We start from the raw sequence: 22,732 nt of genomic DNA, 5'->3' as shown, positions 1-22,732 counted from the left end.
CCCGACGGCACGCTGGTCGCGTCTTTGGAGGTTTCCGGCATGCTTGTCGCGTCGAACAGCGCGCGCCCCGAAAAAGACTATCTTAAACAACAGTAAGATCGGGCAGGCAAAGCCCTTTTTTCATGCTAAATGGCGGCTGGCACTGCCGAAAAGTGAGGACAAAAGTGAGGAGCATTTCAATGCGGAAGATGATTATTGCCATGGTTGCCGTTGTCGCTGTCAGCGGCTGCACCACGACCGAGCAGGATGTCGTGGGCGGTGGCCTGATTGGCGCCGGCGTGGGTGGCCTGGTCGGCGGCGGCAAGGGTGCGCTGATCGGCGCGGCGGTCGGTGCCGGGTCGGGCCTCCTGGTTCGTAACCTGCGCAACGGCTATTGCCAGTACCGCGATCATCGCGGCCGGATCTACACGGCTCGCTGCAACTGATACCGGAAAGGGACCGGAGGCCGAGGGCCGGCCTCTGGTTCCGACCCGCTGATTCGTACACCATTGCGGGGCCATTTTGGCCGCTCACTCCGCCAGCGGTATCCTGATTTCCACCTTCAATCCGTCGTCCCGATAGTCGCGCGCGATCGTGCCGCGCAACTCGCGCGTGACATTGAGGTCTATCAGCTTGGTGCCGAAGCCGGTCTTTGCCGGCGCCTCTAGTTTCTTCTGACCCGCTTCGCGCCAATTCAGGGTAAGCGTCCGCTCGCGGCCGCGCCCTTTCACGTTCCAGTCGACCTTGAGGGCGCCCACCGAGTTGCCGGCCTCGCCATATTTCAGCGCGTTGGTGGCGAGTTCGTGGAAGGTCAGCCCAAGTGCCTGAGTCGTCGTCTCGTCGAGCAGCACTTGCGGCCCGGACAGCACACCTTCAGGGAGGTCTTTGCCGAATACCTGCCCGAGCTCGATACGCAGCAGATCGCCGAGATCGGCCTTCTGCCAGCGCGAGCGGGTGAGCATATCCTGCGACGCAGCCATGGCCTGGAGGCGCGCCGAGAACGATGCCGAGAACTCCTTGACGTCGGTGGCTTGCGAGGCCGTCTGCCGCGCGATCGCCAGCACGCGGGTGATCGAATTCTTGATGCGGTGCTTCATCTCCTGCAGGATCAGGTCCTTTTCCAGCAGGCTCTTTTCCGTCGCCTCGTGCAGCGCCGATTTGGCGTCATAGGCACGCTCCTGATAACGCGCCACCAGGGCGATGGCCCCTGCAAGCAGCAGGCCGAACAGCCCAAGCATAACCGGAATGGCGCGCGAGGATGGTAGCTCGAAGGCGCTTGTCGGCCTAAACAGCAGCGTCCAGGGCCGGCCGGCAACAACGATATCGCGGCGCGCCAGAAGCTTCGCCCCGATGCGTTCCGCCGGCGGCGCTTCCGACCGGAACAAAAGATTGCCGGCCTCGGGCTTGCCGTCATAGACCTCGACATTGACGGGCAGCAGCGGCGCGCGGCTGAGCGCGACCTGGAACAGGTCCTGCGCGCGGAAGGCAGCGTAGAGAAGGCCGGCCGTCGAGGAGCGGCTTGCGTTGATCACGTCCGGGGCGGTTTCGACGTTCAGCCGCACGAAAACCAGGAAACCCGTGAACGTCTGCGCCACGCCGGCGCCCTGGCCGAGCTGGACCAGGCCGCTCGCATGCTGCTGGTCGTCGGCCATCGCCTTTTCGATCGCCTCGCGCCGCACCGGCTCGCTGAACATGTCGAATCCGATGATCGACTGGTTGGACGTGTCGAGCGGCTCGAACAGCACGATCGGCGTGCGCCGTTGCTGGGTCGTCGCAGGGTAGATCGGGTGGGCCGACCCATGGTCGCGCAGGATATCGCGTTCGACCGCGGCCTCGTCGCCGGCTTTGGCGAGCCTGAGGAAGCCTATGCCGCGCAGGCCCGCGAAGTTGTCATCGATGTTCAGCGCGGTGAAGAAGGCGTTGAATTCGCCGCGCGTGATGTCGCCGTTGCGGGCATCGAACAGCGCCTGCGTCGAACGCAGCAGCGACAGATGCAGGTCGATCCGGCTCTCGATGCGGCTCAGCGCGTCGTCGGCAGTGCCCTCGAACTTGATCCGCGCCGCCTCCTGCGTCGCGAAATAGGCGAACCCGGCCATCGTCAGGCTGATCAGCGCGACGGCGACAAAGGCAACGATCGGAAAGAGCTTCTTCAAATCAACGATGTGGCCCGTGGACGGTCTACGATCCTTATGGGCAAGTCTCCGCGTCAACACAATGGCGCGGTCAAATCATCACCGTGGCTGGTACATCACGCAGCCAGCAATTAGCCGGCTATATGCCTGGGCTTAGGCCGCGATCTTCAGCGCGCCAGGGCCTGGAATGGCGCCGGGCGGACATTTGCCCAAAATGATCATGCCGAGCACTTCGTCCTGGGTGACATCGGTGGTGCGCGCGGTGCCGACCACTTGGCCGTTCTTCATCACGCAGACCCGGTCGGCGAGCTCGAAGACGTCGTGGATGTCGTGGCTGATCAGGAAGATGCCGATGCCGTCGGCCTTGAGCTGCTTGACCAACTCCCCGACCTGCGCCGTCTCCTGCGGCCCGAGCGCCGCCGTCGGCTCGTCCATGATCAGGATGCGGGCATTGAACAGGATCGCGCGCGCGATCGCCACGGACTGCCGCTGTCCGCCCGACAGCTTGACGACCGGCTCCTTGAAGCGCTGGAAGCGCGGATTGAGCCGGCCCATCACCTTGCGCGCCTCGGCTTCCATGGCGACGTCGTCCAGCGTGCCCCACGCGGTCATCAGCTCGCGCCCGAGGAAGAGATTGGCCGCGGCATCGACATTGTCGGCCAGGGCCAGCGTCTGGTAGATCGTCTCGACGCCGTGTTTCTTGGCGTCGCGCGGATTGGAGATCGATGCCTCCTCGCCATTGATGAAGATCTGTCCGCTGTCGCGCTTGTAAGCGCCGGACAGGATCTTGATCAGCGTCGACTTGCCGGCGCCGTTGTGGCCGAGCAGCGCCATCACTTCGCCGGGGAAAAGATCGACGGACGCATCGTCGACGGCGCGGATGCCGCCGAAGGCGATCGAGATGTTGCGCATGTCGACCAGCGGAACGCCGGCGGGAGCGGATTTGTCAGCCATGTTGTTTCTCCTCCCTGATCAGGCCCGCTTGCGATAGAGGGTGTCGAGCCACACCGCCACGACCAGCACGGCGCCCACGACGATGCTTTGCAGCGGCGAATCGACGCCGAGCAGCACCATGCCGGACTGCAGCGACTGCATCAGCAGCGCTCCCAGCATAGCGCCGAGCACGGTGCCGGAACCGCCGGCGAGCGAGGTGCCGCCGATGACGGCCGCGGCGATGACCAGCAGCTCGTCAAGCGTTCCGAGCGCATTGGTGGATGAATTCTGCCTGGCCGACGAGATCGCCGCCGCGATCGTCGCCAGCACGCCCATGATCATGAATACCTTCATGGTGATCCAGCGCGTGTTGATGCCGGCGAGGTTGGCCGCTTCCGGATTGCCGCCGATGGCGAAGACATAGCGGCCGAAGCGCGTGCGCTTGGTGACGAAGGTCATGATCAGGCCGACGGCGACCGCCATCAGCACCGGAATGGCGATGCCATGCGCGATGAACAGTCCGCCTTCGGGAACGGTGATGTTGTTGGCGGCGGCATAGCGGTTCACGATGCCGATCGGCCACGGATAGGAATTGGCAAGCCACACAGCGCCCAGGATGATCGCGCAGGTGACCGTGGCGAGCAGCGTCTCGGCCCAGACCGGACGCAGCGGGAAGCGGAAGCGCTTGCGCTGCACGCGACCGTTATAGTGCATGAAAATGACCGCCAGGCAGGCGACGATGCCGACGACCCAGCTCCATTTGGCGCCGATCGAGCCCGCCGGGCCGCCGCCCATCAGCTGGAACGTGGCGTCAAGCGGCGCGACGGTCTGGCCGCTGGTGACCCACCAGGCAGCGCCCCGCCAGACCAGCAGACCCCCCAGCGTGACGATGAAGGCCGGCACTTCGAGATAGGCGATGACGAAGCCCTGGAAGGCGCCGATGAGGAGGCCGAGCGCCAGGCCGATCAGCAGCGCCAGGACCCAGATCCACGGGTTACCGAGCTCAAGCCCGACGAAGCGGACCAGGAAATGCACCTGGGCAAAACCCATGACCATGCCGATCACCCCTTCGGCCGATCCGACCGACAGGTCGATGTTGCGCATGACGATGACCAGCACCATGCCGGAGGCCATGATCGCCACGGCCGAAGTCTGCACCGACAGGTTCCAGAGATTGCGCGGCGTCAGAAAGGTGCGGCTGTCGAAGTCGAGCGGATTGACGCCAAGCCGCAGGCTGGAGATCACATGCAGTCCGACCCAGATCAGGAGCAGCGCGCCGATCATCCCGAGCATGCGGGTGTCCAGCTCGGTTGCCTTCAGGAACCGGGCGACGGTGCCCAGCTCCGAGGCACGCGCGGTGTCTGCCGGTTGGGTGGACGTCGTGTCGGTCATGAATTCCTCCTGCCGGCCTGCCCGTCTGGCGCGGATGCCGGAGCAAGCCTAGAAGCTATCCGCTCGAGGCGGAACGGTAATCTTCGAGAAAACGCCGCGGCTTTCAGGCCGCGGCGCAAGGTTTTTGGTCTAGTGTCGGCGAGCTTAGTTGCAGACCTTGACGCTGCCGGCGGCAACGCCAGCGCAGACTTCGTCCTTCTTGATCCAGCCGGCGTCGATGACGAGGTTGAGATTGTCCTTGGTGATCGCGATCGGGGTCAGGAACAGCGACTTGACGGTGTTGCCGCCAGGCGTCGTGAAGTCCTTGGCGCCGGCGATGTCGCCCATCTTCTTGCCGTCGGCGAGCTGCGAGGCGATCTCGGCGGCGTTCTTGCCGAGCTCGCGCGCGTCCTTCCACACCGACACGGTCTGCGTGCCGAGCGCGATGCGGTTGAGCGCCGCGTGGTCGCCGTCCTGGCCCGAGACCGGAACGGTGCCGGCCAGCCCTTGCGCCGTCAGCGCCGCGACGACGCCGCCGGCGGTGCCGTCATTGGCGGCCACGACCGCGTCGACCTTGTTGTCGTTGGCGGTCAGGAACTGCTCCATGTTCTTCTGCGCGTTGGCGGGCAGCCAGCCGTCGGTATAGGCCTCGCCGACATTCTTGATCTTGCCGCTGTCGATCGCCTCTTTCAGCACTTCCATGGAACCCGAGAACAGGAAGTCGGCGTTCGGATCGGAACCCGAGCCCTTGATGAAGACGTAGTTGCCTTCCGGCTTGGCCTTAAACACCTCACGGGCCTGCATACGGCCGACTTCCTTGTTGTCGAAGGTCAGGTAGAAAACGTCCTTGTTCTCGATCAGGCGGTCGTAGCCGACGACCGGGATGCCCTCATCGAGCGCCTTCTGCACCGCCGGGCCGATTGCCGAGGCATCCTGCGCCAGGATGATCAGCGAATTGGCGCCCTGCGAGATCAGGCTTTCGACGTCGGTCAGCTGCTTGCCCGGATTGGACTGCGCGTCGGCCGAAATATACTTGTCGCCGGCGGCCTCGATTGCGGCCTTCATCGCCGCTTCGTCGGTCTTCCAGCGCTCTTCCTGGAAATTCGACCACGAGACGCCGATCACCTTGTCCTTCGCCTCGGCGACCGAAGCCAGCGTCAGCGACATGGCTACGCCCGCCAGAATGGCGGCTGCGAATTTTTTCATGATATCCTCCCTGCGCCTTGTGCGGCGCGACCCAGACTGGCCCGAAGGCCGGCATAAGAGGCTTTTTTTCGAGCCTCAAAAAAATAGTGGTCCAGCGAAATGAAGCTGTCAACCGACATTCTGATGGCATTTGATGGGTCCAGGCATTTTTTTCGGAGTCCGCAATAAATAATGACATCGGCTTTGGCTTCTGCCACTATCCTTAGCGTGTCAGCGACAGGCCATGGCATCATCACAAGGCCGCGATGACCGGGGAGGACGTGCGAGACGATGTCGGTCGGAATCCGTCACGACGATTTGCGCCGGCGCAACCGCGCCATGGTGATTTCGGCCGTGCGCCGCGCCGGCCAGCCATCGCGGACGGAAATTGCCGCCACCACCGGCCTCAGCCACTCGACCATTTCGGCGATCTCCGCCGATCTGATCCAGGAGGGCATCCTCACCGAGAGCAAGGCCAGCGAGCCGACGGCGTTGAAACGCGGCCGGCCGCAGATCGGCCTGGCGCTGAATCCCGAAGCCGCCGCGGTGCTGACGGTGGTGCTGTCGCTGAACTTCCTGTCGGTCGCCGTCATCGACTATGCCGGCCAGGTGATCGCCGAGGAACAGCGGCGCCTGGACACGCTCGTCATGCCGCGCGACGAGCTGATCGGCGAGTGCCTGGCGATCGTCCGGCGCCGGCTGCAGGATCCCGATCTCGACGTGGGCAGCGTCGCCCGCATCGCCATGGGCATTCAAGGCATCACCGATTCCCACGCGCGCGCCATGCTATGGTCGCCGATCACGCCGCTGACCGACATTCCGTTCGCCGACATCCTGGAGAGGGAATTCGGCATCCCCGCCACCATGGAGAACGACTGCAACATGATGGCGGTGGCGCTGCGATGGCGCGATCCCGAGCGCTATCGCGACAATTTCATAGCCATCCTGCTCTCGCACGGCATCGGCATGGGCCTGGTGCTGAAGGGCGAATTGTTCACCGGCACGCATTCCTCCGGCGGCGAGTTCGGCCACATGATCCATCGTCCGGGCGGCGCGCTTTGCCGCTGCGGCCGCCGCGGCTGCGTCGAGGCCTATGCCGGCAACTACGCCATCTGGCGCAGCGCCATGGGGATAAGCGAGGACGCCGCGCCGACCGACATCGGCGACGCCGACATGCGCGCGCTGGCCGCAAAGGCCCGGCAGGAGGACGGCCCCGAACGGGAAGCTTATCGTCGGGCCGGCGAGGCGCTGGGCTTCGGTCTTGGCAGCCTGTTCGCCCTCATCGACCCGGCGCCGGTCGCCATGGTCGGCGTCAGCGCGGCCGCCTTCGACCTGATCGAGCCGGCGCTGAGGGAGGCGATCGCCCAGACCGCCGGCGGCCAGCACTCGAGCTCGATCTCCTTCGACACCGAGCCGAACGAGCTGCCGCTGATCCGCGAAGGCTGCGCCACCCGCGCGCTGACCTTCGTCGATCAGGAGATCTTCGCGCCGGGTGTCCAGGCAAGAGCGGGCAAGCACGTCGCATAAGCCGCAAGCTCAAGCGCCGGGATATGCTGAGATTCAGGTCAGGCCGAGTCGAGAATGGTGGGTTCCGAGAACCGGAACGGAGCGTACTTTTTGGTACGTGAGTACCGGAAGCGCAGGAAGCCGCCATTCGCAGGCCGGCCTCACCTGAATATCAGCATATCCCTAGTCTTCCCGGATTGCATAACCCGCCCCGCGGATGGTGCGGATGACGTCCGGCATGCGGCCGTTGTTGACGGCCTTGCGCAGGCGGCCGACATGCACGTCCACCGTGCGCTCGTCGATATAGATCGTCTCGCCCCAGACATTGTCGAGTAGCTGGCTGCGCGAGAACACGCGGCCGGGATGCCGCATCATGAACTCGAGCAGGCGGAACTCGGTCGGGCCCAGCCTGATCTCGCTCTTCTTGCGGTAGACGCGGTGCGATTCGCGGTCGAGCACGATGTCGCCGACCTTGAGCACGCTGGACAGCACCTCCGGCTTGGCGCGGCGCAGCAGCGCCTTGACGCGCGCCATGAACTCCGGCGTCGAGAACGGCTTGACCAGATAGTCGTCGGCGCCGGTGGACAAACCTCGAACCCGATCGCTTTCTTCACCGCGCGCGGTCAGCATGATGATCGGCAGCCGCTCGGTCTCGGGCCGCATCCTGAGACGCCGGCAGAGCTCGATGCCGGAGACCGCCGGCACCATCCAGTCGAGCACGAGCAGGTCGGGAACATTTTCCTGAAGGCGGATTTCGGCCTCGTCGCCGCGGGTCACCACTTCCACCTGGTAACCCTCGGATTCGAGATTGTAGCGAAGCAGCACCCCCAGCGGCTCCTCGTCCTCCACCACCATGATGCGTGGCGCGATCATCGGGGTAACCTTTTCCGTCAGGCGGCCGGCGCCGACATTGCCGTCTCGTCCTGCTTGGGACGGTTGGCGGGCAATTGCGTGCCGGTCAGCACATAATAGGCGTTCTCGGCGATGTTGGTCACATGGTCACCGATGCGCTCGAGGTTCTTGGCGCAGAACAGAAGATGAGTGCAAGCGGTGATGTTGCGCGGATCTTCCATCATGTAGGTCAACAGCTCGCGGAAGACGGAGGTGTATTTGACGTCGATGCGTTCGTCGTCGTTGCGAAGCTTGGCCAGCGCCGTGGCATCACCCACCGTATATTCCTGAATCACGCCCTGGACCTGGATCAGCACCAGTTGCGCCATGGAATCGATCGAATGCGTGAGGTCGCGCGGGGCGGTGCTGACGCCGACTGACCCGACGCGCTTGGCGATGTTCTTGGCGAGATCGCCGATGCGTTCGAGGTCGCCCGCCATGCGTATCGAGCCGACCACGTGGCGAAGATCGTCCGCCATCGGCTGGCGCTTGGCGATCAGCGTGATGGCGCGGTCGTCAAGCTCGCGCTGACGCGCGTCCATGATGGCATCGTCGGAGACGACGCGCTGCGCCAGCGCATTGTCGCTTTCGAGCAGGGCCCTGGTCGAGCCGCCGACCATGGAGCCGGCGAGATCGCCCATGTCGTTGATGAGCCGGCTGATCTGCCTCAGATCCTCGTCGAACGAGGCGACGGTATGTTCGGCCATGATGTTGTCCTCGTATGAGCTCAGCCGAAGCGGCCGGTGATGTAGTCCTGGGTGCGCTTCTCGCGGGGCGAGGTGAATATCTTCTCGGTCCGGTCGAATTCCACCAGCTCGCCCAGATACATGAACGCCGTCTGCCGCGACACGCGCGCCGCCTGCTGCATGTTGTGGGTGACGATGACGATCGTGTAGTCGGCCTGCAATTCGTCGATCAGCTCCTCGATCTTGGCGGTCGAGAGCGGATCGAGCGCCGAGGCCGGTTCGTCGAGCAGGATGACCTCCGGCTTCACCGCGACGGTGCGGGCGATGCAAAGGCGCTGCTGCTGGCCGCCCGAGAGGCTCTGGCCGCTGGCGTTGAGCTTGTCCTTAACCTCGTTCCAGAGTGCGGCGCGCTTCAGCGCCGACTCGACGCGGCTGTCCATCTCGGCCTTGCTGATCTTCTCATAGAGCCTGACGCCGAAGGCGATGTTCTCGTAGATCGACATCGGGAACGGCGTCGGCTTCTGGAACACCATGCCGATCTTGGTCCTGAGCAGGTTGAGGTCCTGCGAGCGATCGAGGATGTTCTTGCCGTCGAGCAGCACCTGGCCCTCGGCGCTCTGCTTCGGATAAAGCTCGTAGATGCGGTTCAAGACGCGCAGCAGCGTCGACTTCCCGCAGCCCGACGGGCCGATGAAGGCGGTCACGCTGCGCTCGGGCAGCGACAGGTTGATGTCCTTCAGCGCCTTCGACTGGCCATAGTAGAAGTTGAGGTTCTTGACCTCGATCTTGGCCTTCTCGACGGTCGTGTCGGCTACGTTCAGGTCGGTGGACAACATCGGTTTCATCTGTCCTCTCTGCGTCCGGTTAGGCTGCGGGCGATGATGCTCAGCCCGAGAACCGTCAAGGTGATCATGAGTGCGCCCGTCCAGGCCAGCTGCTGCCATTCCTCGTAAGGGCTGAGAGCGAACTGGAAGATGGTCACCGGCAGGCTGGCCATCGGGGCATTGAGATTGCTCGACCAGAACTGGTTGTTGAGCGCGGTGAAGAGCAGCGGCGCCGTCTCGCCGGAGATGCGGGCGATCGCCAGCAATATGCCGGTCACGATGCCGGACAGCGCCGCGCGGTAGGCGACGGAGCGGATCACCACCCAGCGCGGCGCGCCGATGGCGGTGCCTGCCTCGCGCAGCGCGTTGGGCACGAGGTTCAGCATGTCCTCGGTGGTGCGCACCACGACGGGGATCACCAGGATGGACAGCGCGACGGCGCCGGCGATGGCCGAGAAGTGCCCCATCGGCCGCACCATCAGCTCATAGACGAACAGGCCGACGATGATCGAAGGGGCCGACAACAGGATGTCGTTGATGAAGCGCACCACCGTGGTGAGCTTCGAGAAGCGGCCATACTCGGCCATGTAGGTGCCGGCCAGCACGCCGATCGGCGTGCCGACGAAGATGCCGATGATGGTCATCACGATGCTGCCGTAGATGGCGTTGAGCAGGCCGCCGGCATCGCCCGGCGGCGGCGTCATCTGGGTGAACACGGCCAGCGACACCCCGGAGAGCCCCTTGTAGAGCAGGGCGCCGAGGATCAGCGCCAGCCAGGCAAGGCCGATGCCGGCGGCGATGACGCACAGCGCCATCATCACGGCATTCTTGCGCTTGCGGCTCTGGTGAATTGATGCGGCAGTCGCCATCGGTCAGGCTCCCGTGCGGCTATCGATGCGCAGCAGCATGTAGCGTGCGAGCGCCAGGATGATGAAGGTTATTATGAACAGGATCAGGCCGAGAGCCACCAGCGAGGAGGTGTAGATCGCGCCATCGGCCTCGGTGAACTCGTTGGCGATCGTCGCCGAGATCGTCGTGCCCGGCGCGAACAGCGAGGCGCTGATGCGATGCGCGTTGCCGATGACGAAGGTGACGGCCATCGTCTCGCCGAGCGCGCGGCCGAGGCCGAGCATGACGCCGCCCATGATGCCGACGCGGGTGTAGGGAATGGTCACGCGCCGCGTCACCTCCCAGGTCGTGCAGCCGATACCGTATGCCGATTCCTTCAACACCGCCGGCACCGTGTCGAACACGTCCTTGGTGATCGAGGTGATGAAGGGCAGCACCATGATGGCCAGGATCAGGGAGGAGGTCAGCAGGCCGATGCCGTAGGGCGGGCCGGCAAACAGGCTGTTGAGGCCGGGGATGCCCTTGAAGAGCCAGATGATGAAGGGCTGGATCGTCGTCTGCAGAAAGGGCGCGAAGACGAACAGGCCCCAGATGCCGTAGATGATCGAGGGAATGCCGGCCAGAAGCTCGACGGCGATGCCGATAGGGCGCCTGAGAGGGCGGGGGCAAAGCTCGGTCAGGAAGACGGCGATGCCGATGCCGATCGGCACGGCGATGATGATGGCGATGGCCGAGGTGACGATAGTGCCGTAGATGGGCGCCAGCGCGCCGAAATTCTCGGTGACCGGGTTCCAGGATTCGGTCGAAAGGAAGGATATGCCGAATTTCGACAGCGCTTCCCACGATCCGGCGATCAGCGAGATGGCGACCCCGCCGAGCAGAACCAGCACGAGGATGGCGGAAGCGCGCGTAGCCGCCCGGAAGACCATGTCGGTGAAGGCAAAGCGGCGCACTGTCGCTTCCCTGGTCCGCATGGCGGACGATGTCGCGGCTTCGGAAACGGCACTCATTTAGCCCCTCGCATTTCGAAAGAGACAGGAGGGCGCCGGAAGCGCCCTCCCTTGTTCGTCAGATTACATGCCGGAATAGAGCGGCTTGCCGTTCGCGTCGACGATATCCTTGCCCCACATTTCCTCGACGCTCTTCACGACCGCGTCGGGCATCGGAACATAGTCCAGGCTGGCGGCCAGCTCGTCGCCCTTGGCGTAGGACCAGGCGAAGAACTTGAGCGCCTCGCCGGTGGCGGCGGCATCGTCGGGCTTCTTGTAGACGAGGATCCAGGTGGCCGACGTCATCGGCCAGGTTTCGGCGCCGGCCTGGTTGGCCAGGATGACGCCGTAGCCCGGCTGCGAGTTCCAGTCGGCATTGGCCGCGGCGGCCGAGAAGGCGGCGGCGGTCGGCTCGACCTTCTTGCCGTCCTTGTTGATCAGGTCGGTGTAGGTCAGCTTGTTCTGCTTGGCATAGGCATATTCGACATAGCCGATCGCGCCGCCGGTCTGCGAGACGTTGTTGGCGACGCCCTCATTGCCCTTGGCGCCGATGCCCACCGGCCATTCGAGCGCGGTGTTGACGCCGACCTTCGACTTCCAGTCGGCGCTGACGTCGGCCAGATAGTAGCTGAAGTTGAAGGTGGTGCCCGAGCCGTCCGAACGGTGCACGACCGCGATCGCCTGGTCGGGCAGCTTGACGTCCGGGTTGAGCTTCTTGATCGCTTCGTCGTTCCAGTTGGTGATCTTGCCGGAGAAGATGTCGGCCAGCGTCGGGCCGTCGAGCACCAGCTCGCCCGGCTTGACGCCTTCGAGGTTGACGACCGGAACGATGCCGCCCATCACCATCGGGAACTGCGCGAGCCCGGTGGAGTTGAGATCCTCGCCCTTCAGCGGCGCGTCGGAAGCGCCGAAGGTCACCGTCTTGGCCTTGATCTGCTTGATGCCGCCGCCGGAGCCGATCGACTGGTAGTTGAGACCGATGCCGGTCTCCTTCTTGTAGGCGTCGGCCCACTTCGCATAGATCGGATAGGGGAAGGTGGCGCCGGCGCCGGAGATATCGGCTGCCATCGCGGCGGAGATGCTAAGGGTTGATGCCGCAGCCATTGCAATCGCAACGGCCGCAGAGCGGATGAAATGTCTCATGTGGCCTACTCCTGTTCGGAAGATGGTCTTTCGGCACCCGTTCTATCGGCGCCCGGTGAGCGCAATAGACTTCGATTATTACAGTCGCATGACAGTTTCGTGTCAGCCCGGTAACGTCTGAACGGGGATGCTCGGAAGGGCTTCCGGCGGTCTCTGCGGGTCGGCCGGAGTTTGCCGCGGGAATCAGCGACTTGTCTGACTTTTGAATCAAAAATTATCCCGGCGGCCGGATCGCGGCCGCCGGGAAATAAAATCCGGACGAGAGCGCGTTGCCTGCATGCCAGAGCGGATCATGGCGTGGCCATCGCCGAAAACAGGTCCGTTGGGGTAGAGTCGACGCTGTTTCTTGTTGGCGGTCGCTGCTCCCGCCCGTAACCGAAGAGCGGAATCAATGCTACGATTGTCAGAGCTTGGCGTTTGCTTTGATATGGTGCGATCGCACCATACGCATACGTCAACGCCTTGCGCCCGCCTGCCGGCTAAATTCGCTTTAACCCGCGCTGCGCCGGGTCTCGATATCCGAACCCAGCCAGCGCTCGAGCTTTTCGAGCAGCGCCCGCGGGCTGATCGGCTTCGGCAGGTAATCGTCCATGCCGGCCTCGAGGCAGCGTTCGCGGTCGCCCTTCAGCGCATGCGCCGTGACGCCCACGATCGGCACATGCGTGCCCATGTCCTGCTCGAGCTTGCGAATGGCGCCTGTTGCTTCCAGCCCGTTCATTTCCGGCATCGACACGTCCATCAGGATCATGCGCGGATTGAGCTTGCCGAAAGCATCGAGCGCCTTGCGGCCGTTGCCGACGATCTCGAAGCGGTAGCCGGTCTCGCCAAGGATCTGGGTGAACACCATCTGGTTCACCTCATTGTCCTCGGCAACGAGGATGTCGAGCCCGCGCTCGGCTTCGGCCGGGCGTTGGCGCGCACGCACGGGCGGCGGCTGCAGCATGGCGCGGTCCGACGTCGCCGTCTGCGCCGGCGCGGCTTGCGATAGGCTGCCGCCAACGGCGGGTCGTGCCGCGGCGCTGCTGTGGCGATGACGCTGGATGGTCGCGACCAGCGTTTCCAGAAGGACGGAGGAGCGCGCCGGCTTGATCAGCTGCGCATCGATGCCGAGGTCGCGATAGGTCGTGTTGGCAAGCGACTGGTCGACCGAGGTCAGCATGATGATGGGCGTATGCGCCAGGCCCGCCGTGTTGCGCACGATGCGCGCCATCTCGGCGCCGGTCATGCCCGGCATCTGATAGTCGAGCACGACGCAATCGACCGGCACGCCATAGGCGGCGGCGGCAATCAGCACCTTAAGCCCTTCGGCGCCGCTTTCGGCCGCGCAGGCATCGAACGTCCACGACGCCATCTGCTCGCTCAGGATCGAGCGGTTGACGGCGTTGTCGTCGACGACGAGCACGCGCGCGCCGGTGACGTCGACCGGTGTGATGCGCTGCCCGCCCTGCTCGGCCCGGGGCAGCGTGACCGTGAACCAGAAGGTCGAGCCCTTGCGCTCGGCGCTGTCGACGCCGATCTCGCCGCCCATCATCTCGACCAGCCGCGAGGTGATGGCGAGGCCAAGCCCGGTGCCTTCGTGCCGCCTGGTCGAGGAGGTATCGACCTGGCTGAACTTCTCGAACACCACCTTCAGCTTGTCCTCGGGAATGCCGATGCCGGTATCCGTCACGGAAATGGTGAGCTTCGTTCCCGCGGGAACCCGCTCGCCTGTCACGTCGACCAGCACATGGCCCTCATCAGTGAACTTCACCGCGTTGCCGAGCAGGTTGGTGACGATCTGCCTGACACGGCCGACATCGCCGACGAACTGGCCTTCGAGCCCCGGCTGGATGCGCACGATGAGCTCGAGGTCCTTCTCCTTGGCGCGCGTCGAGACCAGCGTCGCCACATCCTCGATCGCCTCGGCCAGATTGAACGGCGCCGGGTCGAGCACCAGCTGGCCGGCGTCGATCTTGGAGAAATCGAGGATGTCGTTGATGATGGTGAGCAGCGCGTTGCCGGATTTGACGATGATGTCGGTGAACGTCTTCTGCTTCGGATCGAGGTCCGACTTTGCCAAAAGCTCTGCCATTCCAAGGACCCCGTTCATCGGGGTGCGGATCTCGTGGCTCATATTGGCGAGGAATTCCGACTTGGCCCGGTCGGCGAGCACGGCGCGCCGCTGTGCTTCGCTGAGCTCGGCCTCGCGCTGCTTGAGCTCGGTGATGTCGGTGGTGGAGCCGATGAGATAGAGCGAGCCGTCGGAGGCGATCATCGCGCCCTTGCGCGCGAACTGGTGCCTGACGCTGCCGTCCGGCAGCACCACCGTCTCTTCGATCTCCTGAGTTTCGCCGGTGCGCAGCACGGCAAGGTCGCCGGCGACGAAGGCTTCGCCGTCGGCGCCGAATATCTCGACGTCGGTCTTGCCGATCGCCTCTTCCTTGCTGAAGCCGGTGAGATCGCACCAGCCCTTGTTGACATAGAATTGCCTGAGGTCCGAACGCTTGGCGTAGATCGACACCGGCACATTGTCGATCAGGCTGCGGAACACCTCGTTCTCGCTCATGCTCTGCCGAAGCGCCTGCTCGCGCGCCTTGACGTCGGTGATGTCGGTGCTGGAGCCGACCAGATGCACCGACCCGTCAATGGCCACCAGCCGGCTCTTGCGCGTCATAAGCTGCCGCACGGTGCCGTCGCGATGGGTGACAGCCTCCTCGACCTCGCGCCCCGCGCCGGTTGCCACGACTTCGGTATCGTCATTGCTGAAGCCGTCCGCCTCTTCCGACGCGAAAAGCTCGCGATCCGTCTTGCCGAGCACCTCGTCCTTGGCGAATCCAGTCAGCGCGCACCAGGCCTTGTTGACGAATTCCATGCTGAGATCGTCGGCCTTGATGAAGGCCGCCACCGGCAGCTCATCCATCACGTGCCGGTAGAGGTCGATCTGGCGCATGGAGTCGCGCAGCGCCTTTTCGCGGACCTTGATGTCGGTGATATCGACACGCACGCCGATGAACGTCCCGTCATCGGTGCGCATGTCATAGACCTGGTACCAGCGCCCGTCGGCGTTGAGGCGCTCGTAGGCGGAATTTGGCAAACGGTACCGCATGAGCATGGCGTCGAGCCAGCGCTCGGTGTCGATGCCGTACAGACCGTCGATTTCAGTGTCGCCGCTCGAGCGGAAATAGCCGACCGAATGGCCGAGAGACAACGCCTCGCGGAATGTGCGGCCCGGCTGCCAGGCCGGCTTCAGCGCCGGCAGCGTGTCCTGCAGCTTGCGGTTGGCGAAGACGAAGCGGTCGTCGCGGTCGTAGATGATGACGCCCGCCGGCAGCGACTCCAGGACGGTGGCGAGGTTCCTGCGCGCGTCCTCGGCCTCGGTCTCGCGCTGCTTCACGTCGGTGATGTCGACATAGGAGATCAGCCGCTTGCCGCCCGGAAGCGGCGCCAGCGAGGCGATCAGCGTACGGCCGTCGCTGCGCGGCAAATGCCTGGAGCCTGCGGCGCCGGCGCGGATTTCGGATTCCCGCTCGGCCACATGGCTTTGCCAGTTCCGCTCCTCGCCGCCGAACGGATCGGCGGCACGAGTGGCTTCCATTAGGTCGCGAAAAGAGATGCCGGCTGGAGCGCGCCGCGGATCGACCTCCCAGAAGTCGTAGAAGGCCCGGTTGATCACCTCGACCTGCAATTCGGCATCGACAACGATGACGCCGATCGGCATCGAATCGACCATAAGGCTGAGATTGCTGAACGTCTCGGCCGTCCTGGCATTGGCTCTTTCGATCTCGGCGTCTCGGCGCTTGACCTCGGTGACATCATAGTAGGTCAACAGGCGCTTGCCGCCGGACAACGCCGTCACCGAGAATATCATCGTGCGGCCGTCGGCATGGACGAACTCGCGCGGCGCGACGGAACCGGCACGAATTTCCGCGATTCGGCTGGCAAGGTAGCGCTGCCACTCCTGTTCGTCGATCTCGCCATAGATGCCGTTGCGGCGATTGAGATCCATGAGGCGGCTGAATGGCGCGCCGATGGTCACCACCCCGTCGGGGATCCTGGAAAACTCCCGGTAGGCTTTGTTGATGATCAGCGTGTCGAGCCGGGCGTCCAGAAGCACGACGCCCATGCGCATGGCGTCCATCGTTCGTTCGAGATCGGCAAGATGCTGCTCGCCGCCCTCGTCGGCGGGCGTGTCGTCGTCATGCCCAACCGTTGCGTCGAGGGGGTCGCGCATGCCGCCAGTCCCACTCGTCTTGTCCACGTCCGCCATGCTGTTGCCATCCCAACCGAACCCCCCTTCGCGGTTCGTCGCGGAAATGTGCCTGACAAGCATTAACGATCCGCTAACCATAATGGATCGCAACCACCTGCCGTTCGATGCCGTTGAGAGAACCAGGATCGTGGCGCCGGTTGCGGTAATCCGCCTGTTGGCGATTGGGGCAACGACACATTATAAGGCGCCTGAGGTGTTGCTAATGTTCAATCGAATCGCCGCTTTCGTCCTGTGCCCGGCGCTGCTTGCAGCGGGCGCCTGCACGCGAAGCGACGACGGCACGGTGATCGTTCCAAGCCGGATGGATGTCAGGCGTGTCTGGGACGAGGCGCCGCCGGGAACGACCGCCTCGCGGCAGATCGTGTCGGATGTGTTTCCGCCGCCGCCGAGCGCGCCGGCAAGCCTGCCGGCGAGCCCGACCGTCCGGCGCCATTCCAGGCCCGCTTCGACGAAACCGTCCTTCGGCCGGGATCTGCCCGACCCGACATCCGGCGAGCAGAGCCCCCTCACCTGCAGGAATGTCGGCGAAGACGGCAAGCGCTATCGCGTCATCTGCGAATAACGTTCCTTCAATCGGTGGACCCAGTGCCGGCCGGACAGCACCGAACGCCAGCCGGCGTAAGAAACCGAGCCGCCGTCGCGATCACGGATTGCTGATGAAACCTTTGACCGGTGGTGGACGTTTTCCGGCTTGATGTGATCCGCGCTGCACCCAGGAGACTGAAGATGTCCATTCACTTCACCGTCTCTGGCCTGACCAGGAACCTGATCCATTCGCTTGGGTTGGATCATGAACTGGCGCCGAGGCCCCTTACCCCGGAACAGAACCTTCTGCTGGATTGTTACCTGGCCGGGCAGATCCCGGACTCGGCCTGGAGCGACTACGTCTTCGAGATGCCGGAGTTGGAAAAACACGCTGAGGTCAGGCGTACCGCGTCAGGCGTGCGCGGCCTGACCTGAAACGGCGAGTCTGCCCGCCTATTTCTTCGGTGAGCTGAATTGCAGCGTGAAGACGTTGCCGGGAATGCCTTGCGCCAGCGCCGGCGAAAGGCTGAGCGGCAGGCAATCATTCAACGCCTTTATCGCCGCGTCGACATAGGCCTTGCGCGCATTGTCGTCGCCGCCGACATGGATGGCGGTTGTTTTAGGCGGCCCGATCAGCGTGCCGTCGCGCTTGAAGCTGAAGCTGAGCGTGACCGAGGAATTGTCGGAATTGGCCGGCGGCGTCCAGCAGGCGAGCAGGGCGGCGCCGACCTCGTTCATGCCGTTGAGCGGTGCGGTGGCGGCCGCTGGAAAGGGCACAACCGACAGCGTGCCCGCCATCACAAGAAATCTTGCCGTGTTCATCGCAGGTCCTCGTCGCCGTCGCTCTGCCTATAACGGTATCGTACGATCCATGACGAGGATGACAATAGGATTTCGGTCCGCCCGTCGGTGGTGCAATCATACTGTCGTGATTTCGGCGATGGCCGCGAAAAGCAAAAGGCCGGCACGGAGCCGACCTTTCCCTTGCCTCGTCATGGCGCCAGTACATCCGTGGTCGCAGCGAGGTCTCAACCCAGTAGACAGGTCTTAGGTAAACGAAACCTTAACGCCGAGGGACCGCTACGCCCTGGCCTGCGATTTCACATGCGCGATGTAGCCGCGCACGTCGCCGGCCGGCTCGGCATAAGCCTTGCCGAGCTTCTTCTCCAGGGCCGCCATGTACTCCTTCGCCCATTTGGGCAGCGCATAGTCGACGACCGCCAGGAATTCGAGCGTTGCCCCCAGCCTTATGTCGGCGATCGAGGGGTTGTTGCCGCCGATGAACGGTTTGCCGTTGCGGAAGAAAGAGTGAAACACCTCGAGCGGCTCGGCGATCGCGGCCATCGCCGCCTTCTGCGCTTCCGATTTTTTGTCGGGATGGGCGTCGCTGTGGCCGACCTCGCCGGCATATTGCGGGAAGCCGAGCGCCGGATAGGTGGCGCGCGCGACATAGGGATAAAGCGTGCCGATCAGATAGAACATGGCGCTGTCGATCATCGCCCGCTTGGCCGGCGCCTTCGGATAGAACTTCTCCAGCCCGTGCTTGTTGGCGAGATACTGCATGATGGCGCAGCTTTCCCACAGCACGCCGCGCGGCAGGCCCTTGTCCTCGATCATCGGCGTCAGATGCGCCGGATTGCGCGCCAGGAACTCAGGCGAGCGCGTATGGCCCCACGCGTCGGTCTCGGCGGGATCGAGCCCGGCTGCGCGCAAGAACACCCTGACCGTCAGGTTGTTGACGCTCGGCCTCAGCATGCGGAGTTTTATGCCGGACTTCTTGGCCGGTTTGGCCTTGGCTTTAGATGCGGCTTTTGCCGTCGCTTTAGGCGCGGACTTAGTTGTCGCCTTAGGCGCGGCCTTCGCCGTCGCAGCTTTTGCCGCCGCCTTCGCGGTCGGCTTTGCCGCGGCCTTGGCCGCGGGTTTCTTCACGCTCTTCGCTGCAGCCTTTGCCATCTGTTCCTCCCCTTATGGCTTGCTCAATATGGATTCTTCGCCGTCCGCTGGTCCGACAGGGTTTCGCGCGACCGCTCGACCAGCGCCTGAATGGCGTCGGCCAGATGGAGTTCGGCGATATTGTAGTCGCCGCGCGCCACGCGGATCTTGTGCGCCTCCATCAGCACGTCTGCGTGGGTGAAGCCGGCCGGCGGCTCGAAACGGTAGGAAGCAAGCTCGATCAGCAGTCCCAGCGGATCCTCGAAATAGATCGAATCCATGAAACCGCGATCCTTGACGCCGCTGTGTTTGATGCCGCGCTCGTCGAGACGCGCGACCGCCTGCAGGAAGGTGACCCGCGACACCGCGAAGGCGATGTGGTGGACGCAGCCTATATCGGTCGGCGTGCGCCGCTTGACCGGGGTCCGGCTCTCGTCGGTGAAGACCGTGATCAGGCGCCCGTCGCCGGGATCGAAATAGAGATGGCTCTCGCTCGCCTTGTCGAGATTGGGCTGCTCGAAGATGAAGGGCATGCCGAGCACCCCTTCCCAGAAGTCGATCGAGGTCTGGCGTCCGGCGCCGACCAGCGTGATGTGATGAACGCCTTGCGACTGCAGCTTCCGCATTGGTTCCTCCCCGCGTTCCGCTCGCCTCTTCCGCCGGGCAAGTTCGAAACCGCTCCCCTGGTGCCTTCGGCCAGGGGAGCATGATGCAATGCTAATTCAATCGACGACGTCACGCCAGAAGGGACATGTGCCGTTAAATCAGAACCTGGACGGAAAGACCTGATACGCTTAAGGGGGAATCGAACCCCTGTTCCCGCCGTGACAGTTGCCCCTCGCGAGGCAAGGCTCCTCGAAACGCGTACATCATTCGAGGCCGGCAGTCCGCAGCCCCTCAAGATAGGCGGCGCGATCCTGTTCCCGGGTCATTGGGTAATATTTCTCCACCCATTGGACCGACAGTGTTGGATGGAGTCGCTTCGCCTCTGAAAGGGCATGTGTCGCCTCATCGAGATCCCCTGCCATTCCTGCCGCGGCGGCCAGCGTACGCCACGCAGCGCCAAAATGTGGCCGAAGCAGCACTGCTCGGTGCTCGAAACTCGCTGCGTCGACGTATCGTTGGGCAACGAAGTGACACATCCCGGTCACGGTCAAAACTCCCGGCTGCTGCGTGGAATCGCGCGGGCTAAGCCGCTCGGCGATCGCGAGATGGTGCAGGCCGTCCTGTGGCATCCCTCCAAAGCCGTACGCGGCGCCCAGAATGACATGTGCGATGGCCAGGTTTGGATTGAGCGTGATCGCATCGGTTAGCGCGGTGACGGCCGCCTGCGTTCGGCGTGCCATCATGTGCACGTAACCGGCGGCGAAATGCGTCCAAGGATCGTCGGCATCATGCGCAATGGCGCGCTGAGCCATCTCATTCGCCTTCGGAAGAACCTAGGCCGGCTCCGCCAATCCGAGCAGCGCCCGCGAAGCCATCGTCCAGGCGAACAGGCTATTGGCACGCGGGTAGTCCGGGTCAGCGTCCACGGCCCTGCGTAGCAGTTGCTCGGCGGCCGCGAGCTCGCTTTCCGAGCTCCAGCTCCATATGTGAGGCATCGCCTTCATTACGAATCCCCACGCGTCAAGGCTAGCGGGAGGCCGGCTGATGTAACGCTGATGCTCTGCCGCATAGAGTTTAGGCTCGACGGCACCGATGACGCTATCGGCGATCTGATCCTGTAGCGTGAAGAAATCAGCCAGCTCGACGTCGTATCGCTCTGTCCATACTTGGCGCCCTCTGGAGGTGTCACTCGCCTCGGCGCTGATCCTGAGCCGCTGACCCGAGCGGCGGACACTGCCGCCCAGCACGTAGCGGACTCCGAGTTCACGCCCGACCTGTTTCACGTCGAGCGCCTTGTTCCTGTAGCTGAAGGACGAGTTGCGGGCGCAGACGAAAAGCCACCGCAGCCGCGCCAGCCGCACGATGATATCTTCAGCGAGACCGTCGGCAAAATATTGCTGCTCGGCATCGTCGCTCAGGTTGACGAAAGGGAGCACGGCAATCGAAGGCTCAGGCTCCGCAGAATTTCGCGCGACTGCTGCCTCGTCGAGCCTCTCGATCGCGCCGGTGAAACGGTAACCAACCCGCGGAACGGTTGCGATCCACTCTGTTCCGTCTGCCATGGAGCCGAGAAGGCGCCGAAGGGACGCGACCTGGACCGAGAGATTGCTTTCCTCGACTGCGGTCCCCGGCCAAGCGGCGTCCAGTAGTTCGGACTTGGTCAGGACCTCACCGGCGTTCCTTGCCATCGCCGATAGGAGCAGCAGCCCCCGGTAGCTGATCGCGACAGGCAGGCCCTGCCTCAGAAGCGTTCCCGCCTCGGGGCTGAGCACAAAAGGACCAAATGCGAGCCGCTGCTCCGGCATTGCGAGACATTATGTGTTTTCGGCGATTTTCGGAACTGTTCGGCCGCGCTTCGATACGTTTTGCAGGCGGCCCGACATCTTGGCTCCAGCTCAGCCACAGGAGAGCGTGCAATGCCTGGGAGCCGCGATTACCCGACGATAACAACTGAAGCCCCAACTATACGGCCGGCTCAAAGCCCTCCCGGACGAGTGGAGGAGTTCCGTGCCGCGCTCGATCGCTACATGGCCTTCTATGCCGAACAACAAAGACACTATACAGAGTCCGTCGAGCGGTCTGGCGAACCCGCAGGCTCGTGGCTGCGCATGCGGAAACGTTCAAAGTCCTGGTGGGACCTTTCGCCGGTGAAATAATCATCGTCTGCGCGATCATAGTGTCGGATGTAACGCGCCTGCAGGTGGTGACGCGTATGGTCGAGCTCGTTCCCGACTTCGAGAGGCGATTTCCGGCAGGCCGTACAACGCTCTCATGAACAAGATCGATCTCGCCGAAGCTGCCGGCACGCCGGGATCGTGGAAGCCTTTGGGGAGCTAGCCGAACTATCCGCCGCCGGCAACTATAGCTGGGGCTCCAATCACGGGCTGCGTTTTAAGACAGCGGTTTCCCTTACGGAACTCTTTGCCCGCAGTGACCGTTTAGCGGTTGATGGCACTGGCTGACGACATCCAAATGGCGGAACGGCACGTTCTGCAAGCGGAGCGGCACATCAGGTGCCAGCGGGCGCGCATCGCCGCGCTGAAGCGCCGCCGGTTGCCGCGGGGCAAGGCATCCAACTTTCTGCAATTGCTTGAGGATGCGCAATCGATGCACCTCCAGCACCTGTCGAGGTTGTTGGAACAGGCATCACGCGAAAGAACCAAGGCCGCTTTCGCTGCCGCCGTCGCCCTTGCTGCGGAGTGATCCGCCTGCTGGAGTCTTTTCGAACGTCGGGTTTTCGGAAGCTTGGTACGCCCAAGGGGAATCGAACCCCTGTTCCCGCCGTGAGAGGGCGGCATCTGACACTTCATGATATCGGGTGATCCCTCATTAGACGTTTGATTTAACAGCCTTTTATCGCATATAGTATCAGAGCGTCTCGGCTCGCATCCTGCGCCAGATGGCAACGAAAATGGCAACGAAAATACGGAGA

Annotated in this window: 21 protein-coding genes and 1 tRNA gene; 5 read left to right on the top strand and 17 right to left on the bottom strand. The window is 63.7% G+C overall.

What is annotated here, in order from left to right; translation table 11 throughout:
• Nucleotides 1–179 precede the first annotated feature (179 nt).
• The gene (locus EJ072_RS19460; protein ID WP_027166589.1) at nucleotides 180–425 is read left to right on the top strand and encodes a YMGG-like glycine zipper-containing protein; all 246 of its coding nucleotides are present in this window, start codon (nucleotides 180–182) and stop codon (nucleotides 423–425) included.
• Nucleotides 426–509: 84 nt separating this feature from the next.
• On the opposite strand, the gene EJ072_RS19455 is transcribed toward EJ072_RS19460, so the two are convergent.
• The 4 genes from EJ072_RS19455 to xylF form a co-directional block, all read right to left on the bottom strand.
• Nucleotides 510–2,132 carry a CHASE domain-containing protein gene (locus EJ072_RS19455; RefSeq protein WP_126080876.1) on the bottom strand — a complete coding sequence of 541 codons (1,623 nt, stop codon included), beginning with the start codon at nucleotides 2,130–2,132 and terminating at the stop codon, nucleotides 510–512.
• Nucleotides 2,133–2,264: 132 nt separating this feature from the next.
• Complete coding sequence (locus EJ072_RS19450) at nucleotides 2,265–3,065, bottom strand: ATP-binding cassette domain-containing protein (protein ID WP_126080875.1); 801 nt, start codon at nucleotides 3,063–3,065, stop codon at nucleotides 2,265–2,267.
• An 18-nt stretch (nucleotides 3,066–3,083) separates the two neighbouring features.
• On the bottom strand, nucleotides 3,084–4,436 hold the full coding sequence (locus tag EJ072_RS19445) for a sugar ABC transporter permease (RefSeq protein WP_126080874.1): 1,353 nt from the start codon (nucleotides 4,434–4,436) through the stop codon (nucleotides 3,084–3,086).
• 144 nt (nucleotides 4,437–4,580) lie between these two features.
• Nucleotides 4,581–5,621: a D-xylose ABC transporter substrate-binding protein gene (xylF, locus tag EJ072_RS19440; protein WP_126080873.1), complete on the bottom strand. Its 1,041-nt coding sequence runs from the start codon at nucleotides 5,619–5,621 to the stop codon at nucleotides 4,581–4,583.
• Nucleotides 5,622–5,891: 270 nt separating this feature from the next.
• On the opposite strand from xylF, the gene EJ072_RS19435 reads away from it, so the two are divergent.
• On the top strand, nucleotides 5,892–7,127 hold the full coding sequence (locus EJ072_RS19435; RefSeq protein WP_126080872.1) for an ROK family protein: 1,236 nt from the start codon (nucleotides 5,892–5,894) through the stop codon (nucleotides 7,125–7,127).
• Between the two features lie 162 nt (nucleotides 7,128–7,289).
• Here the strand turns inward: EJ072_RS19435 and phoB are convergent, their stop codons facing one another.
• The 7 genes from phoB to EJ072_RS19400 all read right to left on the bottom strand — a co-directional run bounded on the left by phoB (nucleotide 7,290) and on the right by EJ072_RS19400 (nucleotide 16,734).
• On the bottom strand, nucleotides 7,290–7,979 hold the full coding sequence (gene phoB, locus EJ072_RS19430) for a phosphate regulon transcriptional regulator PhoB (RefSeq protein WP_010911896.1): 690 nt from the start codon (nucleotides 7,977–7,979) through the stop codon (nucleotides 7,290–7,292).
• Nucleotides 7,980–7,996: 17 nt separating this feature from the next.
• Complete coding sequence (gene phoU, locus EJ072_RS19425) at nucleotides 7,997–8,704, bottom strand: phosphate signaling complex protein PhoU (RefSeq protein ID WP_042641610.1); 708 nt, start codon at nucleotides 8,702–8,704, stop codon at nucleotides 7,997–7,999.
• 20 nt (nucleotides 8,705–8,724) lie between these two features.
• Nucleotides 8,725–9,528: a phosphate ABC transporter ATP-binding protein PstB gene (gene pstB / locus EJ072_RS19420; RefSeq protein ID WP_112129583.1), complete on the bottom strand. Its 804-nt coding sequence runs from the start codon at nucleotides 9,526–9,528 to the stop codon at nucleotides 8,725–8,727.
• Complete coding sequence (pstA, locus tag EJ072_RS19415) at nucleotides 9,525–10,376, bottom strand: phosphate ABC transporter permease PstA (protein ID WP_126080871.1); 852 nt, start codon at nucleotides 10,374–10,376, stop codon at nucleotides 9,525–9,527. Before pstA ends, pstB begins: the two co-directional genes overlap by 4 nt.
• Nucleotides 10,377–10,379: 3 nt before the next feature.
• On the bottom strand, nucleotides 10,380–11,366 hold the full coding sequence (gene pstC / locus EJ072_RS19410; protein WP_042641604.1) for a phosphate ABC transporter permease subunit PstC: 987 nt from the start codon (nucleotides 11,364–11,366) through the stop codon (nucleotides 10,380–10,382).
• A gap of 63 nt (nucleotides 11,367–11,429) precedes the next feature.
• The gene (gene pstS, locus EJ072_RS19405) at nucleotides 11,430–12,488 is read right to left on the bottom strand and encodes a phosphate ABC transporter substrate-binding protein PstS (RefSeq protein ID WP_042641603.1); all 1,059 of its coding nucleotides are present in this window, start codon (nucleotides 12,486–12,488) and stop codon (nucleotides 11,430–11,432) included.
• 490 nt (nucleotides 12,489–12,978) lie between these two features.
• Nucleotides 12,979–16,734 (bottom strand): PAS-domain containing protein, encoded by a 3,756-nt coding sequence (locus tag EJ072_RS19400; RefSeq protein WP_126080870.1) that lies wholly within the window; start codon nucleotides 16,732–16,734, stop codon nucleotides 12,979–12,981.
• 205 nt (nucleotides 16,735–16,939) lie between these two features.
• On the opposite strand from EJ072_RS19400, the gene EJ072_RS19395 reads away from it, so the two are divergent.
• Nucleotides 16,940–17,299, top strand: coding sequence for a hypothetical protein (locus EJ072_RS19395; protein WP_126080869.1), 360 nt, complete (start codon nucleotides 16,940–16,942; stop codon nucleotides 17,297–17,299).
• 164 nt (nucleotides 17,300–17,463) lie between these two features.
• Nucleotides 17,464–17,697 (top strand): hypothetical protein, encoded by a 234-nt coding sequence (locus EJ072_RS19390; RefSeq protein ID WP_126080868.1) that lies wholly within the window; start codon nucleotides 17,464–17,466, stop codon nucleotides 17,695–17,697.
• 18 nt (nucleotides 17,698–17,715) lie between these two features.
• Here the strand turns inward: EJ072_RS19390 and EJ072_RS19385 are convergent, their stop codons facing one another.
• From EJ072_RS19385 to EJ072_RS19365, 5 genes are all read right to left on the bottom strand, one after another.
• On the bottom strand, nucleotides 17,716–18,084 hold the full coding sequence (locus tag EJ072_RS19385) for a hypothetical protein (RefSeq protein WP_189343053.1): 369 nt from the start codon (nucleotides 18,082–18,084) through the stop codon (nucleotides 17,716–17,718).
• Between the two features lie 258 nt (nucleotides 18,085–18,342).
• Nucleotides 18,343–19,215, bottom strand: coding sequence for a glutathione S-transferase family protein (locus EJ072_RS19380; protein ID WP_126080867.1), 873 nt, complete (start codon nucleotides 19,213–19,215; stop codon nucleotides 18,343–18,345).
• 23 nt (nucleotides 19,216–19,238) lie between these two features.
• Complete coding sequence (locus EJ072_RS19375; protein WP_126080866.1) at nucleotides 19,239–19,820, bottom strand: VOC family protein; 582 nt, start codon at nucleotides 19,818–19,820, stop codon at nucleotides 19,239–19,241.
• Nucleotides 19,821–20,063: 243 nt separating this feature from the next.
• Nucleotides 20,064–20,612, bottom strand: a complete 549-nt coding sequence (locus EJ072_RS19370; protein ID WP_126080865.1) for a hypothetical protein — start codon at nucleotides 20,610–20,612, stop codon at nucleotides 20,064–20,066.
• A gap of 21 nt (nucleotides 20,613–20,633) precedes the next feature.
• Nucleotides 20,634–21,605, bottom strand: a complete 972-nt coding sequence (locus EJ072_RS19365) for a winged helix-turn-helix domain-containing protein (protein WP_126080864.1) — start codon at nucleotides 21,603–21,605, stop codon at nucleotides 20,634–20,636.
• 643 nt (nucleotides 21,606–22,248) lie between these two features.
• Here EJ072_RS19365 and EJ072_RS19360 point away from each other — a divergent pair.
• A complete protein-coding gene (locus tag EJ072_RS19360) occupies nucleotides 22,249–22,503 on the top strand; it encodes a hypothetical protein (protein ID WP_126080863.1) in 255 nt (84 codons plus the stop codon).
• A 43-nt stretch (nucleotides 22,504–22,546) separates the two neighbouring features.
• On the opposite strand, the gene EJ072_RS35735 is transcribed toward EJ072_RS19360, so the two are convergent.
• Nucleotides 22,547–22,637, bottom strand: a tRNA-OTHER gene (locus tag EJ072_RS35735).
• Nucleotides 22,638–22,732 lie beyond the last annotated feature (95 nt).

Source organism: Mesorhizobium sp. M2A.F.Ca.ET.046.03.2.1 (genome assembly GCF_003952425.1).
Classification (GTDB): domain Bacteria; phylum Pseudomonadota; class Alphaproteobacteria; order Rhizobiales; family Rhizobiaceae; genus Mesorhizobium.
The sequence above is the reverse complement of the archived record's forward strand: the minus strand, read 5'-3'. Positions and strand labels throughout refer to the sequence as shown.

What these genes read in the sequence shown, in the direction of transcription:
- EJ072_RS19460 (WP_027166589.1), top strand. Translation starts at nt 180, where the DNA reads ATGCGGAAGATGATTATTGCCATGGTTGCCGTTGTCGCTGTCAGCGGC.
- EJ072_RS19450 (WP_126080875.1), bottom strand. Translation starts at nt 3,065, where the DNA reads ATGGCTGACAAATCCGCTCCCGCCGGCGTTCCGCTGGTCGACATGCGC.
- EJ072_RS19445 (WP_126080874.1), bottom strand. Translation starts at nt 4,436, where the DNA reads ATGACCGACACGACGTCCACCCAACCGGCAGACACCGCGCGTGCCTCG.
- xylF (WP_126080873.1), bottom strand. Translation starts at nt 5,621, where the DNA reads ATGAAAAAATTCGCAGCCGCCATTCTGGCGGGCGTAGCCATGTCGCTG.
- EJ072_RS19435 (WP_126080872.1), top strand. Translation starts at nt 5,892, where the DNA reads ATGTCGGTCGGAATCCGTCACGACGATTTGCGCCGGCGCAACCGCGCC.
- phoB (WP_010911896.1), bottom strand. Translation starts at nt 7,979, where the DNA reads ATGATCGCGCCACGCATCATGGTGGTGGAGGACGAGGAGCCGCTGGGG.
- phoU (WP_042641610.1), bottom strand. Translation starts at nt 8,704, where the DNA reads ATGGCCGAACATACCGTCGCCTCGTTCGACGAGGATCTGAGGCAGATC.
- pstB (WP_112129583.1), bottom strand. Translation starts at nt 9,528, where the DNA reads ATGAAACCGATGTTGTCCACCGACCTGAACGTAGCCGACACGACCGTC.
- pstA (WP_126080871.1), bottom strand. Translation starts at nt 10,376, where the DNA reads ATGGCGACTGCCGCATCAATTCACCAGAGCCGCAAGCGCAAGAATGCC.
- pstC (WP_042641604.1), bottom strand. Translation starts at nt 11,366, where the DNA reads ATGAGTGCCGTTTCCGAAGCCGCGACATCGTCCGCCATGCGGACCAGG.
- pstS (WP_042641603.1), bottom strand. Translation starts at nt 12,488, where the DNA reads ATGAGACATTTCATCCGCTCTGCGGCCGTTGCGATTGCAATGGCTGCG.
- EJ072_RS19400 (WP_126080870.1), bottom strand. Translation starts at nt 16,734, where the DNA reads ATGGCGGACGTGGACAAGACGAGTGGGACTGGCGGCATGCGCGACCCC.
- EJ072_RS19395 (WP_126080869.1), top strand. Translation starts at nt 16,940, where the DNA reads ATGTTCAATCGAATCGCCGCTTTCGTCCTGTGCCCGGCGCTGCTTGCA.
- EJ072_RS19390 (WP_126080868.1), top strand. Translation starts at nt 17,464, where the DNA reads ATGTCCATTCACTTCACCGTCTCTGGCCTGACCAGGAACCTGATCCAT.
- EJ072_RS19385 (WP_189343053.1), bottom strand. Translation starts at nt 18,084, where the DNA reads ATGAACACGGCAAGATTTCTTGTGATGGCGGGCACGCTGTCGGTTGTG.
- EJ072_RS19380 (WP_126080867.1), bottom strand. Translation starts at nt 19,215, where the DNA reads ATGGCAAAGGCTGCAGCGAAGAGCGTGAAGAAACCCGCGGCCAAGGCC.
- EJ072_RS19375 (WP_126080866.1), bottom strand. Translation starts at nt 19,820, where the DNA reads ATGCGGAAGCTGCAGTCGCAAGGCGTTCATCACATCACGCTGGTCGGC.
- EJ072_RS19370 (WP_126080865.1), bottom strand. Translation starts at nt 20,612, where the DNA reads ATGGCTCAGCGCGCCATTGCGCATGATGCCGACGATCCTTGGACGCAT.
- EJ072_RS19365 (WP_126080864.1), bottom strand. Translation starts at nt 21,605, where the DNA reads ATGCCGGAGCAGCGGCTCGCATTTGGTCCTTTTGTGCTCAGCCCCGAG.
- EJ072_RS19360 (WP_126080863.1), top strand. Translation starts at nt 22,249, where the DNA reads ATGGCACTGGCTGACGACATCCAAATGGCGGAACGGCACGTTCTGCAA.